A 14,917-nucleotide genomic window follows, 5' to 3' on the forward strand; every position below is an offset into this window, starting at 1 on the left:
AGTTTATAACATAAAAAAGCTTTGGGAACCAAGGCTTTTTTGATTTCTATCTACTCTTTTTCATGATGTATTTTCGTACAGGTGCTTCAACTATTTGAACGATTTCAAATCCTTCTTTTTGATAGAGATGCTGGGCTGCTTGATTTGCTTCGAAGACATTTAAAGAAATAGTATCTATGTCTTCATTTTCAAAGACCAAACTAACAAATTTCCTTAAAGCCTGGCTACCTAAGCCTTGCCCCTGTTTCTGGGGGTTGATAAAAAATCTTCCAATATGAAGATTGCTGTCTTCTTGCCTGATTTTCTGGATAAGCCCCACAAACTCTTGTCCTTCAAAGATTGAAAAGATTCCTTCCAAATCTTGCAAAACTTGAATTGTCAAGGGAAAAGGAATCATTGTTCCCATCCATTGTTCTTGAAAGGATTTGCCAAGGAAGTTGGACCATTGGCATACGAGCTGAGCGTTTTCTGTACTCACCTTTTCTTCAAAACGAATTATCATCTTTGCCTCACCATCTTATCTATGTTTCTCCATTATACTACTTCTCCCATTTTTTACGAATAGATAAGTATGATTGATTTTTATTTTTTTCTTGTCGGGAGCATTCTCGCTTCTTTTCTTGGTTTGGTCATTGACCGTTTTCCAGAGCAATCCATTATCCAACCTGCTAGTCACTGCGATTCCTGTCAGACTCGCTTGCGTCCCTTAGATTTGATTCCGATTCTCTCACAGGTCTTCAATCGCTTTCGCTGTCGCTACTGCAAGGCTACATATCCTGTCTGGTATGCCCTTTTTGAATTGGGCTTAGGACTCCTCTTTCTGGCTTGGTCTTGGGAATTGCTTTCCTTGGGGCAAGTCGTCCTAATCACCGCTGGTTTGACCTTGGGCATCTACGACTTTCGCCATCAGGAATATCCCTTACTAGTCTGGATGACTTTCCACCTAATCCTAATGGCCGGATCTGGCTGGAATCTGGTCATGGTCTTCTTCCTTGCTCTTGGAATTTTGGCGCATTTTATCGATATTCGCATGGGCGCAGGGGATTTTCTCTTTTTAACTTCTTGTGCTCTCATCTTTAGTACGACTGAACTACTGATCTTAATTCAGTTCGCTTCTGCGACGGGCATTCTGGCCTTTCTCCTACAAAAGAAAAAGGAAAGACTTCCTTTCGTGCCTTTCCTTTTACTCGCTGCTTGTTTGATTATTTTTGGTAAGCTACTGCTTGTTTGATAAAGTCCTCAATTGGCTCTCCTTCATGGAGAGCTTTTACAATTTTCGAACCAACGATAACGCCATCTGATACCGCATTAAAGCGTTCTACATCGGCTTGACTAGATACGCCAAATCCAGTCAAGACTGGAATGTCAGCCACTTGATGAAGTTGTGCCAAGTGCTTGTCCAAGTCTGCACGGTAATTGCCAGATTTCCCTGTCACCCCATTGATGGCAACCGCATAGACAAATCCTTCTGCCCCTTCAATCAACTCTTTCTGGCGTTCAATCCCTGTGGTCAAGCTTACTAAAGGAATCAAAGCAATGTCTGTATTTGCCAAAAATGGTTCTACAAAGTTGGCATGCTCATGAGGAAGGTCAGGAATAATCAAGCCCTTAACCGCTGTATCTGCCAAATCTTTGACAAAATTCTCCACACCGTACTGAAAGAGGGGGTTGAAGTAGGTCATGATGACAAGTGGAACCTCTGTTTGAATGGTTTTCAAGGTTTTAACCAAAGCCTGGGTAGAAGTTCCGTGAGCTAGACTACGCAAGCCTGCTTCTTCGATTACAGGTCCATCTGCAACAGGGTCTGAAAAGGGAATGCCCACTTCAATAGCCGAAACACCCAAATCTTCTAAAAAGTGGATTGTTTCAGCAAGTCCATCCAAACCTTTCTCATGGTCACCAGCCATGATATAGGGAACGAAAATTCCTTTTCCAGCTGCTTTTATAGCCTTTAATTTTTCTGTTAGTGTCTTAGACATGAGTTTCTCCCTTCTTTGCTGCATCTTCTTCCAAGCGATCCTTGACTTGAACCACATCCTTGTCCCCACGACCTGATAGACAGACAATCATAGACTTTTCTGGTCCAAGTTCTTTGGCCAATTTCACTGCAAAGGCGATCGCATGGCTAGATTCCAAGGCTGGGATAATCCCTTCCACACGAGACAAGAGTTGGAATCCTTCCAAGGCCTCTTCGTCTGTCACAGGAACATAGCTGGCACGTTTGATATCGTGGTAGTGAGAATGCTCTGGACCGATACCAGGATAGTCCAAACCTGCTGAGATCGAGAAGGCTTCAAGAATTTGACCATGGGCATCTTGGAGCACATCCATGAGGGAACCGTGAAGGACACCCGGACGACCCTTGGTCAAGGTAGCTGCGTGATGCTCTGTATCCACACCAAGTCCTGCTGCTTCAGCTCCATACATAGCTACTGATTCATCTTCTACAAATGGATGGAAGAGACCGATGGCATTAGAACCACCACCAACACAGGCTACTAAGGCATCTGGTAGATTTTTACCTGTCAAGTCACGGTACTGTTGTTTAGCTTCTCGACCAATAACACTTTGGAAGTCACGAACGATTTCTGGGAATGGATGAGGCCCCAAGGCAGAACCAAGGATATAGTGGGTATCATCAATATTAGCTACCCATGAACGAAGGGCTGCATTGACCGCATCCTTGAGCACGCGCGAACCGTCTGTCACTGCCTCAACCTTAGCTCCCAAAAGCTCCATACGGAACACATTGAGGGCTTGGCGTTTGACATCTTCCTCACCCATGTAGATAGTACATTCCATGTTAAAGAGGGCTGCAGCAGTTGCAGTTGCCACACCGTGCTGACCAGCACCTGTTTCAGCGATAATTTTCTTTTTACCCATGCGTTTAGCCAGAAGAACTTGTCCCAAGGCATTGTTAATCTTGTGGGCCCCTGTATGGTTAAGGTCTTCACGTTTAAGATAAATCTTGGCTCCGCCGATATGCTGGGTCAAGTTTTTTGCGTAGTAAAGAGGAGTTTCACGCCCCACATACTGGCGCAAAAGTTGGTTTAATTCCTCTTGGAAACTTGGGTCTGCCTGACTTTCACGATAAGCCTTTTCCAACTCCAAAACTGCTGTCATCAATGTTTCTGGGACAAAACGTCCACCGAATTTTCCGTAAAATCCATCTTTATTTGGTTCTTGATATGCCATTCTTTACCCTCTCTATAAATCTTCTAATCTTTTCCTGATCTTTTTGTCCATCTGTCTCCACTCCGCTCGATACATCGACTGCATAGGGAGTAAAATGTTGAATTGCTTTTACGACATTGTCTTCATTAAGCCCACCTGCGATAAAGAAAGGCTGAGTTAGTCCAATCGTATTCAGTTGACCCCAATCAAAGGTCTGGCCACTCCCAGCCACAGGGGCATCAAAGAGGAGATAATCTGCCTGAGAATTGGGTACATGACCCTCTCCATCTACCTGCACAGCCTGAATACTGGCACAAGGCAAATTCTCAAACAAATCATCTGCCACCTGACTGTGAACTTGAACCAAGTCCAAGCCAACTTTTTCAATCGCTTCTAGCAATTCTGCCCGACTTGGTGAAACAAATACGCCAACCTTCTTAACATTAGCAGGAATGGGCTTTGCCAGCTCAGTAGCCTGATCCAAGGTCACCTGTCTTTTACTAGGTGCGAAGACAAAACCGATGTAGTCTGCTCCTGCTGAAACAGCTGTTTCCACCGCTTCTTTGGTAGATAATCCGCAAATTTTAACCTTTGTCAATCTGCAACTCCTTGATTCTCTGGGCTACATCTTCCGCCTGCATAAGAGCTGTCCCAACTAAAATTCCGTTAAAGTATGGTGCTACTCGTTCTGCATCCTGTCCTGTGAAAATAGCAGATTCAGAAATGTAATAGCGACCTTCCTTAAAATGCTGGGCCAAGTCTACACTGGTCTGCAAGTCGACTTCAAAGGTGGTCAAATTGCGGTTATTGACCCCAATAATCTCAGCTCCAAGTCTGTGAGCTACCTCTAATTCAGCTAGATTGTGAGTCTCCACCAAGACTTCCAGACCAAGCTCAGTCGCATAGTCGTACAGTTCCTTGAGACGTTCTTCTGACAAGGCTGCCACAATGAGCAAGATAACTGTCGCACCGGCATTGCGAGCGCGGATGATTTGCTTTTCATCGATGATAAAGTCCTTGTTAAGCGTCGGAATCTGCACCTGACTGGAAATCTCTCGCAGATAATCCAAATGCCCTTTAAAGAAAACCTCATCTGTCAAAACCGAAATCATCACTGCGCCATTCGCTTCATAAGTCTGGGCCTGTTGCACAATATCCACATTGAGATTGATATCTCCCAGACTAGGGCTAGCTTTCTTAACTTCAGCAATTACCTGCAAGCGATCTTGATGATTCTTCAAAAAGTCAGCCAAGCGATAGGTCTGGCGCAAGGGCTGGATTTCCTCCAGCTCCATCTGCTCGACCTCACGCGCCTTCTGCTCCAAGATTCGTGCTAAAAATTCCTGACTCATTTTTGGTACTCCTGTAACAGTCTAAGTTTTTCAAGGGCCTTGCCACTAGCAATCACTTGACGGGCCAAGGCAACTCCATCCTTAATACTAGCCACCTTACCATTAGCATAGAAACCAAGACCAGCATTTAAAACTGTCGTTTCCAAGAATGGACTTGGTTCATTTTTAAGAACTCTGAGCAAAATTTCTGCATTTTCCTGAGCGTTGCCTCCACGAATATCTTCGATAGCGTAGCGTTCCATCCCTAGATCTTCTGGAGTAAAGCTTGACAAGGTGATTTCGCCATTTTCAAGAAGGGCAATCTTGGTTGTTCCATTCAAACCAGCTTCGTCCAATCCTTCTGGACCAGCAACCACTATAGCACGTTTGCGACCCATATTTTTCAAAACCTGAGCTGTACTTTCTAGAAGTTCTGGACGACTAATACCAAGAAGCTGTGTTTCCAAAGTCATTGGGTGAATCAGAGGACCAGTCAAGTTCATGATTGTTGGAATTCCCAATTCCAAACGAGCTGGCATGATGTATTTCATTGCTGGGTGCATATTTTTAGCAAAGAGAAAGACGATGCCGGTTTTATCAAAGACCTTACCTAATTCAGCTGGTTTGAGGTCTAGGTTGATGCCTAAGGCTTCGAGGACATCTGCAGAACCAGATTTAGAAGAAATCGAGCGATTACCGTGTTTTGCCATGTGAACACCACCACCAGCCAAGACAAAGGCTGCAGTTGTGGAGATGTTAAAGCTGAAAGACTTGTCCCCACCTGTACCACAGTTGTCCATGGCATCATGAATCTCAGTTGGAATATGTTGGGCATGTCCTCTCATGACTTGGGCAATGGCTGTGCGTTCCTCAGGTGTTTCCCCCTTCATCTTAAGAGCCAAAAGGAGAGAAGCAATCTGCGCCTCCGTTACACGGCCAGTTACGATACGCTCAATGACATCCGTCATTTCCACACCTGATAAATTTTCAAATTTTGCTAGTTTTTCAATAATCTCTTTCATCCTAGTTTCCTCACTTTACAACCTTCTCGATAAAATTCCGAATAGAAGACAAGCCATCTGGCGTTCCAATGCTCTCTGGATGGTACTGGAAGCCATAAATCGGTAGATTTTTATGTTGAATTCCCATGATGGCTTGGTCATCAGTCGAACGAGCTGTCACTTCAAAGTCTTCTGGCATTTCTTCAATCAAAATACTGTGGTAACGCATGACTGCACGGCCATCCTCGATACCTTGATACAGAACAGATGGCGCTTCAAAGTTGATATTGCTCTGTTTCCCATGCATGACTTTGGGAGCCAAGCCTAGCTTACCGCCAAAGACTTCTGCGATAGCTTGGTGGCCCAAACAAATCCCAAGAATCGGCTTCTTGCCAGCAAAATCACGAATCATGTCTTCCATCTTTCCAGCATCAACTGGCCAACCAGGACCGGGCGAAAAGACCAGACCATCTGCTTTTCCAGCTTCTTCATACAGCCTGGGATCATCATTTCTCAAGACCTGAACTTCTGCAAAATTCCCAATGTATTGGGCCAAGTTATAAGTAAAAGAATCATAGTTGTCAATTAATAAAATCATGGTCTTAGTTCTCCAATTCTAGTCATAGATTTTGCTTTGTTAATGGTTTCTTGGTATTCGTTTTGGGCAATAGAGTCGTAGACAATCCCTGCCCCAGCCTGCACATAGGCTGTTTGATTTTTGAGAATCATCGTTCGGATAGCAATGGCGAAATCCATATCACCCGTCGCAGACAAGTAGCCGATCGCTCCTGCGTACACGCCCCGTTTTTCTGTTTCCAGTTCATAGATACGTCTCATAGCTCGAATTTTGGGTGCTCCTGAAACCGTTCCAGCTGGAAGTGTTGATTTCAAAGCATCTATAGCAGTGAGTTCTGGAAGCAAACGCCCCTTGACCACGCTGGTCAAATGCATGACATAGCGGAAAAGCTCCACTTCCATATACTTGGTAACTTGGACACTGGCTGTTTCAGATATGCGACCAATATCGTTACGCCCCAAGTCTACCAACATCCGATGTTCTGCTGTTTCCTTCTCATCAGAAAGCAGGTCTGTCGCCAAAGCCTTGTCTTCTTCATCCGTAGCCCCTCTTGGTCGTGTACCCGCAATCGGATTGGTTGTCACGATGCCGTTTTTGACAGAAACCAAACTTTCAGGACTGGCACCGATAATTTGATAATCCCCAAAATCATAGAAATAGAGGTAATTTGATGGATTAGTCACGCGAAGATTTCTGTAGAAGTCAAATGGATTTCCAGTAACTTCTGCTGAGAAGCGCTGACTGAGCACGCATTGGAACATATCTCCATTACGAATCAAGTCGCGAGCGGTTTCCACCATTTCCTCAAACTTCTGAGGAGCAATATGGGGTTTGAAGTCCAGCGGAGATAAATCCAAGTCTTCAAATTCATTTGGAGCAGGGATGCGTAATTCCTCCAGCACTTGGTTCAAGGCTTTTTCCAAGTCTTCTTGACTGCGATTGCTATAAAGAGCATCCTCGATAACATGGATTTTTTCCTTCTTGTGGTCAAAAACCATGTAGCTCTCATAAACAAAGAAATGCATATCTGGCGTTCCAATTGTATCCTCAGGGATTTGACCGATTTCTTCATAAAGAGAAATCATATCGTAACCCACAAAACCAATGGCTCCCCCACCAAAAGGTAGGTCTGAATGGTGCTGGCTCTTATGAGTCACTTCATAAAGGAAATCCAAAGGATCCCGATCAATCACTTGACCATTTTGATAAAGGACTCCATTTTCAAACTTAATCTCAAAAACTGGATTATAGGCTAGGATAGAAAAACGAGCGGTTTCCTTGTCTCTCGGAATACTCTCTAAGATAACCTTGTGTTGCCCCTTTAGGCGCATATAAGCCAAGATTGGCGATAAGACATCTCCATGAATGATTCGTTCCATTGTAATTTCCCTTTCAGTTCTACTTCTAGTCCGTGGCGACTGTATGAAAAATCCCCACGCAAAATAACTTGCGTGAGGACGAAATTCGCGGTACCACCTCAATTATAGGATTTCTCCTATCTCTCATTCCTGTCTCAGATACCTCCTGTAACAGGCTGTGCGATAAAGGGCACTCCCTTGAGAATTATGTTTTTTTCTCTTGTTTCAGATGGACCCAACCTTACAGTTTTCTCTGCTTGTTTCCAGCAACCACAAGCTCTCTGTGAGAGAAAAGACTGTAATTTTTCCATCTTTTATTTTTTAGCTTCTAGGTAGTCTGCAATCGCAGCTACGTCCTTGTCTCCACGACCAGAGACATTGATGATGATAATGTCATCTTTACTTAGTTTCGGTGCACGTTTAACTGCTTCTGCGATAGCATGTGAGCTTTCAATCGCTGGGATAATCCCTTCTGTCTTGCTGAGAAGGAGCAAGGCTTGAACAGCTTCTTCATCTGTCGCTGCCACATATTCCACGCGACCAGAATCTTTAAAGTAGGCGTGTTCTGGGCCAACCCCTGGATAGTCCAAACCAGCTGAGATAGAGTAAACTGGAGCCAACTCTCCGTCTTCCTTAAAGACTGCATAGGTCTTCATGCCGTCGACAATTCCGATACTACCTTTTGTCATAGTAGCTGCGTGCTTGTCTGTATCAAGTCCATGACCAGCAGCTTCTACTCCAACCAATTTGACTTCTTCATCAGCCACATACTGTGAAAAAGCACCAATGGCATTTGAACCACCACCGACACAGGCAATAACGTAATCTGGCAAGCGTCCTTCTTTTTCTAAGATTTGACGGCGAGATTCTTCACTGATGATCTTTTGGAATTCATGAACAATTGTAGGATAAGGATGAGGGCCTACAGCAGATCCCAAAACGTAGAAGGCTTCAAGGTCATTCATCCATGCTCCAAAGGCTGCATCAACCGCATCCTTAAGGGTACGCGTTCCAGTTTCAACTGCGTGAACAGTTGCTCCCATCATCTCCATACGGAAAACATTGAGACGTTGACGCTCCACATCCTCTGCCCCCATGTAGACATCACAGGCCATGCCAAACTTGGCTGCAGCCGCTGCTGTCGCAACACCGTGTTGACCAGCTCCTGTTTCTGCGATAACACGTTTTTTGCCCATACGTTTAGCCAAAAGAATTTGTCATAAAACGTTATTGAGTTTGTGAGAACCAAGGTGGTTAAGATCTTCGCGCTTGAGATAAATCTTAGCTCCACCTAGGTGCTCTGTCAAACTTTCTGCAAAATAGAGAGGTGTTTCGCGACCGGAATAATCCTTCAAGTAATGACGAAATTCTGCCAAAAACTCTGGATCATCCTTGTACTTTTCAAATGTCACTTCCAACTCATCCAACAAAGCCTGAATCGGCTCCGGTACAAAACTACCACCAAATTGTCCAAAATAACCTTTAGTTGTCATAAAATTTTCCTCTTTCTGTATTAGTTCCAAGATATGAAAAAAGCCCACACACAGAATATACTTCCGTGTGAGGGCGTTGGTAACGCGGTGCCACCTCAATTATAAAGGGACTATTCCCCTTTACATCTCTACCTTGTCTAACAACAAGTTGCACTGTAAGGTGTGCGAACCGAATTTTCATTGTTTCAAATTCATTTTTAAAATCAGCCCACTTTCACTACTTCCAACCACCTGTTCACAATCACCACAGGCTCCCTGAAGATCAAAAATAGTTACTTTTCTGATTTATTGAACTTATTTTAATACTTTGTTTTTTCTTTGTCAAGACTTTTTTACAATTTTTTTGATGAAGCTAGTACTTTTTCAGAAACTGTTTTGAAAGTCTCAATGATATAGTCCACTTCTTCATCGCTTAATTTAGTGTGAAGAGGGAGCGTAATTTCATTTTCAAAGAAGGCATAAGCCTTAGGATAATTCGCCATATCAAAGCCAAGATTCTTATAGGCTGTCAAGAGCGGAAGTGGTTTGTAGTGTACATTACTTGCAATTCCTGCTTTAGCTAATTCTTGGATGATAAGATTGCGTTCTTCTAAGCTCGCTCCTTCTACATGGGTGATGTAAAGGTGGCGTGAAGATTCGACAGTTTCAGTCTTGTGTGCCAATGGATGGATGCGAGAACCTGCAAAACCACGATCATAGCGATCCACGATTTCCTTACGACGGTCAAGCAAGCTAGGGTAACGGTCCAATTGTACCAAACCAAGGGAAGCCATGATATCTGTCATATTGCACTTGTAGGCTGGTGTGACGATATCGTATTCCCATGAACCCAGTTGCATCTTAGCAAGAGCATCCTTAGTTTGACCATGAAGGGAAAGGATTTGAAATTCCTTGTACATCTCTTCATCGTCAATCGCTGGATTGGCCTTCCAAGTCGCACTTCCTCCCTCAGCCGTTGTAAAGTTCTTAACAGCATGGAATGAGAAGGAAGTAAAGTCAGCGATAGAACCAGCTGGTTGTCCTTTATAAGTAGATCCCAAAGCATGGGCACTATCAGAAACAATCACGATACGGTTAAAGGCTTTTTGCCACTTGCTTGAAGCGGTAAAGAGATCACGTTTTTTCTCCACAACTTGGAACAAACGATCATAGTCGCAAACAATCCCTGCAAGTTCTACTGGGATAATCACCTTGGTCTTTTCAGTAATGGCTTGCTCGAGCAAGTCATAGTCCATCTCAAACGTATCTGCTTGGATATCCACCATGACAGGGGTTGCTCCCACATGCGTAATGACACTACATGAAGCTGTATAGGTCATGGCTGGAACGATGACTTCATCACCAGGTCCCACTTCCAAGACGCGTAAAATCAACTCAAGAGCGGCAGTCGCAGAGTTAAGACAGACAGTCTTAGGCGTCTGTGTATATTGAGACAAGCGACGCTCCAGTTCTTTTGTCTTAGGACCTGTTGTAATCCAACCAGAACGCAGGGTATCCGCTACTTCAGCAATTTCTGCTTCCGTAATATCGGGTGGTGAAAATGGAATATTGTAATTTGGCATTGATTTGCTCCTTTTATCTGTACTCATTCTCTCATGACTACTTTATTTTAGCACTTCAAACACGGTTTGAAACATGATTTTGATGTCTCCAAGGAAACTAAACTCTCGGAGATAGGCGAGGTTATAGCGCATCTTTTCAGGAAGGACGTGTTCGACATAGGCTTGGTCAACCGACAGACCTTTCTCCGTCATTTGACTGATGATAGTGTCCTCATCCTTGTAGTTGATGCTGGCTGGAGAGGTAATCCCTGCTGGCAAAAGCAAGGTTGCCATCATCTCAGGGCTATACTGCTCTGTGTAACGAGGCACTTCAGGACGCGTCCCTACAAAGGACATCTCACCTTTAAGAACATTGACCAACTGAGGCAGTTCGTCCAAACGGACACGGCGGATAAAATTGCCAACCTTGGTAATGCGGCTATCGTTAGCAGAAGTCACCAGACTCCCTTGTTTATCCGCATCCGTCACCATGGTACGGAACTTCCAAATCTTGAAAGGTCGATTGTACTGGGTCACGCGCTCTTGCTTGTAAATCACTGGCCCCTTGCTATCCAACTTGATCCAAATGCTCAAGATGAGAAAGATGGGAGAGGTCAGAACAAGTACAACCAAGGCTAGAACCCAATCCAAGCAACGCTTGAAAATCAGCGAACCCTTCCTTTTAGAGACAAGCTGGTAGTAAGACTCAACCTCGCTTGATTTCATTTCCACGGGCAAGTCTTCCCATTTCAGCATGCTGTTTCTCCTTTGTTTTTATTATACTATTTGTCAACATTTTTCATTATACCACAAAATGGAAAAGGCGGTGAAAGAAATCTGTAATTTGAAGGATTTCCTTCTTACACTCAATGAAAATCAAAGTACAGCTTTTAGGTTGCAGATAAAGCTGACCTGACTTGAATAGATTTTCAAAGAGTATTAGGCCATGGCCCCTGCCTGCAAACTATACATCTTGTGATAGGTTCCTCCCAGAGCCAAGAGTTCCTCATGGGTTCCACTCTCAATAATTCGCCCTTTGTCCAAAACATAAATACAGTTGGCGTCTTGGATAGTAGAAAGACGGTGGGCAATGGCAATGGTTGTCCGTCCCTGTCTCATCTTCGCCAGTGAAGCTTGAACCAAACTTTCTGTTTCAGAGTCAATATTGGCTGTCGCTTCATCCAAAATCAGGATTTTAGGCTGACTGGCGACTGTTCTAGCAAAGGCAAGAAGCTGGCGCTGTCCAGTTGAAAAGCTCGAACCACGCTCGGACACAGGTGAGTCGTAACCCTGAGGAAGGTCTTGAATAAAGGAATCTGCATCCACGAAGGCTGCAGCAGCCTGGACCTGCTCATCACTAATGTCTTGGTACATGGCGATATTGGACTTAATGGTTCCATGATAGAGGAAGGGTTCCTGCAAGACCAGACCGATGTTTTTTCTCAGCTCTTCCTGACTGTAGTCCCTAATATCCACATCGTCCAAGAGAACTCGCCCTGATTGAAATTCATAAAAGCGCATGAGGACATTAATAATCGAAGATTTCCCTGAACCTGTATGGCCTACAAATGCAATGGTTTCACCCTTGTTAACCGAAAAGGAAATATCATCCAGAATCTGATGTTTCCCGTCATATGAGAAACACACATGTTCAAAACGGATATTGCCTTCTTTGACTTTAGCCTGGCCATTTTCTTGAAGAGGTTCATAGGTCCTCTCGTCTATCAGGGAAAAGACACGACCTGCAGAAACCATAGACGTTTGCAGGGTTGAGAAGTTTTGCGTCACTTCAATCAAGGGATCAAAGAGACGATTGATATACTGGATAAAGGCATACATGGTTCCTGCCGTTATTCCCAGATAAAGACCACGATAGCCAAAATAGGCCATCAAAACAGCGTATCCTAGGAGTTTCAGCAAACTCATGGCAGGGCGCAAAAAGAGGGCATCCAAGGCTACAGAACGGTTGGCGTAGACCAAGTGTTCTTGGTTGATCTCATCGAATTCTGCCTGCAGGCGCTTCTCTTGATTAAAGGCCTGAATAATCCGTATTCCTTCGATATTTTCTGCCAGCTTGCTATTGATATCTGACAAGAGACTTCTGGTTTTCTCAATGATTTTCACTGATTTTTTCCGATAGAGATTGACCAAAAGGAAAATCAAGGGGAGAAAGAGCAAGACCAATGCTGTCAAACGAAAATCCAATACCAACATGGTATAAAGAGTTGTCAGAAAGATAAAAACTGCTGAAATAAAGCTAGATAAAATCCCCGAAAACATATCACTGATAGTCTCGGTGTCATTTGTCAAACGCGAGACGATAGAGCCTGATGGCGTCTTGTCAAAGTAAGACATGCCCAGCTTCTCCATATTGGCAAAGGCATCGCGACGAATATCCCTAACAATACTGTAAGACACGCGCGCAAAGAGAAGATTGCCGACATACTGGACCAGAGTTTGTAGGATATAAAGGCCATAGTAGGCCAGCAAAACGGTCACAGCGAGTTGGTTGAGATTGCTGAGATACTGGTCGATAAAGTGGGAGGCCACAAGGGGAATGATACTTTTAATGACCGTAGTCGCTAGGAGAAAGCTTAGTGCCAAAAAGGTCAGGAGTCCATAGGGCTTGAGATAGGACATCAAGCGCTTCAATACAGCCCATTGTTCTTGTTTATTCTGCATCTTCTTCTCCTTTCATTTCCAACTGCTGAGACTGATAGGTTTGGGCATACCAGCCATCCAAGGCTAGCAGGTCATCGTGTGTACCCCGTTCGATAATTTGACCATTTTGCAGAACCAAGATCAGATCTGCATGGACAACCGCACTCAGGCGATGCGCTGTGATAATGGTTGTCTTGTCCTGACGTGTTTCCTTGAGATTGTCGATAATTGCATACTCTGTCTTGGCATCCACGGCCGATAAGGAATCATCTAAAATCAAAATATCTGGGTCTAAAATCATAGCTCGACTCATAGCCAGACGTTGCTTTTGACCACCAGAAAGACTGACACCCTTTTCACCAATCAGCGTATTAAATCCTTGGGGCATAGCTACAATATCTTGGTAAACTTGGGCTAGCTTAGTCGCTTCCTCGACCGCTGAAAGTGGCAAGTTCGGATTTCCAAAGCGAATATTGTCTAAGATAGAGGTCGCAAAGAGAAACTGGTCCTGAGGAACATAGCCCATAAGACTACGAAGGTCTGTCAGACGATAGTCCCGAATATCGTGACCATTTAGATAAATGGCTCCCTTGTCCACATCGTATTCACGCAAGAGGAGCTTGATCAAGGACGTTTTCCCAGAACCTGTCTGACCGACCAAGCCCAGTGTTTGCCCTTTTTCCAAACTAAAGTGAATATCCGTCAGCGTTTCCTCATTTTCAAATGCAAAGCTATCAATATCATACTCCAAGCGCCCGTTTTCAATGCCATCTAAAGGAAACTCAGGGTCTTGTACAGGTGATTCCTGAGACAAGAGTTCCTCAATCCGCTGGTAAGAAACCTTCCCTCGCTGGGTAATATTAAAGAGGAAGCCGATGGCCATGAGAGGCCAAACTAGCATATCCAAGTAGCTGATAAAGGTAACTAGATTCCCAACCGTGATTTGCCCTTTCTGAACCATCAAGTAGCCTACCAGGAGCGTTAAAACATAGGAGGAACCAACAAACAAGAGAACCATGGGGTCAAAGAGACTATCGTATTTCATGGTTTGCAGGTTCTTTTGGAAGGTCAATTCATTGACTGCCTGAAAGGACTTCAACTCATCCGTCTGATACCCGAAAGATTTGGTCACTTTGATACCCGATACCGACTCCTGCACCTTGTTATTGAGTTCAGAGAAAGCAGCCTGCGATTCACCAAAAGCCTTGTGGGTCTTTCTCCCTAGACGACTGGTCGCATAAGCCATAAAAGGCAAGGGAAGAATGGCAACTAGCGTCATCTGCCAAGAAATGCTAAAGAGCATGGTCAGTAAGGTCACCAGAGCCGTGATAGAGGCATCCACCGCAGACATGACTCCTCCACCTGCGAGACGGGTTAAGGCATTGATATCGTTGGTGGCATGCGCCATCAGGTCCCCCGTCCTATAGGTTTGATAAAAAGCTGGAGACATTTTTGTGAAATGTTCAAATAAGCGAGATCGCATAATCTGTCCCAAACGGTAGGAAGTCCCAAGGATATACATACGCCAAACATAGCGCAGATAGTACATCCCAAAGGCTGCAAGAAGCAAGTAAAATAGGGCAAGAAGGAGGTCCTGCTGGGTTAATTGCCCCGATGTGATGGCATCAATGACCCTCCCCATAACCATTGGGGGAATGAGGTTGAGGACGGAAACCAAGACCAGAGCCACAATCCCGACTAAATAACGGCGTTTTTCTAACTTGAAAAACCACCAAAGTTTTTGAATAATGGACATAACATCCCTTTCTGATTGCAAATAG

General features: G+C 44.2%; 13 protein-coding genes, 1 pseudogene and 2 other annotated features. Of the genes and pseudogenes, 1 reads left to right on the forward strand and 13 read right to left on the reverse strand.

What is annotated here, in order from left to right; genetic code table 11:
• Positions 1–46 precede the first annotated feature (46 nt).
• Positions 47–502, reverse strand: a complete 456-nt coding sequence (locus tag QM818_RS04065; RefSeq protein WP_261078591.1) for a GNAT family N-acetyltransferase — start codon at positions 500–502, stop codon at positions 47–49.
• A 69-nt stretch (positions 503–571) separates the two neighbouring features.
• Between QM818_RS04065 and QM818_RS04070 the strand changes: the two genes are divergently transcribed.
• On the forward strand, positions 572–1,231 hold the full coding sequence (locus tag QM818_RS04070; RefSeq protein ID WP_414299945.1) for a prepilin peptidase: 660 nt from the start codon (positions 572–574) through the stop codon (positions 1,229–1,231).
• Here the strand turns inward: QM818_RS04070 and trpA are convergent.
• The 12 genes and pseudogenes from trpA to QM818_RS04130 all read right to left on the reverse strand — a co-directional run bounded on the left by trpA (position 1,203) and on the right by QM818_RS04130 (position 14,892).
• Entirely contained in the window at positions 1,203–1,979 is a 777-nt protein-coding gene (trpA, locus tag QM818_RS04075; RefSeq protein WP_414299946.1) for a tryptophan synthase subunit alpha, read from the reverse strand. The genes QM818_RS04070 and trpA overlap by 29 nt on opposite strands.
• Entirely contained in the window at positions 1,972–3,195 is a 1,224-nt protein-coding gene (gene trpB / locus QM818_RS04080; RefSeq protein WP_414299947.1) for a tryptophan synthase subunit beta, read from the reverse strand. The genes trpA and trpB (QM818_RS04080) overlap by 8 nt, the downstream gene beginning before the upstream one ends.
• Positions 3,173–3,772, reverse strand: coding sequence for a phosphoribosylanthranilate isomerase (locus QM818_RS04085; protein ID WP_020901643.1), 600 nt, complete (start codon positions 3,770–3,772; stop codon positions 3,173–3,175). Before QM818_RS04085 ends, trpB (QM818_RS04080) begins: the two co-directional genes overlap by 23 nt.
• Positions 3,759–4,526, reverse strand: coding sequence for an indole-3-glycerol phosphate synthase TrpC (trpC, locus tag QM818_RS04090; protein ID WP_414299948.1), 768 nt, complete (start codon positions 4,524–4,526; stop codon positions 3,759–3,761). The genes QM818_RS04085 and trpC overlap by 14 nt, the downstream gene beginning before the upstream one ends.
• Positions 4,523–5,527 carry an anthranilate phosphoribosyltransferase gene (trpD, locus tag QM818_RS04095; RefSeq protein ID WP_153195795.1) on the reverse strand — a complete coding sequence of 335 codons (1,005 nt, stop codon included), beginning with the start codon at positions 5,525–5,527 and terminating at the stop codon, positions 4,523–4,525. The genes trpC and trpD overlap by 4 nt, the downstream gene beginning before the upstream one ends.
• Positions 5,528–5,537: 10 nt before the next feature.
• Positions 5,538–6,104, reverse strand: coding sequence for an aminodeoxychorismate/anthranilate synthase component II (locus QM818_RS04100; RefSeq protein ID WP_000601916.1), 567 nt, complete (start codon positions 6,102–6,104; stop codon positions 5,538–5,540).
• Complete coding sequence (gene trpE / locus QM818_RS04105; RefSeq protein WP_414299949.1) at positions 6,101–7,462, reverse strand: anthranilate synthase component I; 1,362 nt, start codon at positions 7,460–7,462, stop codon at positions 6,101–6,103. The genes QM818_RS04100 and trpE overlap by 4 nt, the downstream gene beginning before the upstream one ends.
• A gap of 71 nt (positions 7,463–7,533) precedes the next feature.
• Positions 7,534–7,759, reverse strand: a binding site (T-box leader).
• Positions 7,756–8,934: pseudogene (gene trpB, locus QM818_RS04110) on the reverse strand (tryptophan synthase subunit beta). Its footprint overlaps the feature before it by 4 nt.
• A 66-nt stretch (positions 8,935–9,000) precedes the next feature.
• Positions 9,001–9,232: a binding site (T-box leader), on the reverse strand.
• A gap of 34 nt (positions 9,233–9,266) precedes the next feature.
• Complete coding sequence (locus QM818_RS04115) at positions 9,267–10,496, reverse strand: DegT/DnrJ/EryC1/StrS family aminotransferase (protein WP_049502472.1); 1,230 nt, start codon at positions 10,494–10,496, stop codon at positions 9,267–9,269.
• A 42-nt stretch (positions 10,497–10,538) separates the two neighbouring features.
• Complete coding sequence (locus tag QM818_RS04120; protein WP_049502473.1) at positions 10,539–11,231, reverse strand: sugar transferase; 693 nt, start codon at positions 11,229–11,231, stop codon at positions 10,539–10,541.
• A gap of 183 nt (positions 11,232–11,414) precedes the next feature.
• Positions 11,415–13,157, reverse strand: a complete 1,743-nt coding sequence (locus QM818_RS04125; RefSeq protein WP_414299950.1) for an ABC transporter ATP-binding protein — start codon at positions 13,155–13,157, stop codon at positions 11,415–11,417.
• Positions 13,147–14,892 (reverse strand): ABC transporter ATP-binding protein, encoded by a 1,746-nt coding sequence (locus tag QM818_RS04130; protein WP_414299951.1) that lies wholly within the window; start codon positions 14,890–14,892, stop codon positions 13,147–13,149. Before QM818_RS04130 ends, QM818_RS04125 begins: the two co-directional genes overlap by 11 nt.
• Between the last annotated feature and the right edge of the window lie 25 nt (positions 14,893–14,917).

The sequence above is a fragment of the Streptococcus mitis genome (assembly GCF_047464035.1).
In the GTDB taxonomy this organism is placed as follows: domain Bacteria; phylum Bacillota; class Bacilli; order Lactobacillales; family Streptococcaceae; genus Streptococcus; species Streptococcus mitis_DX.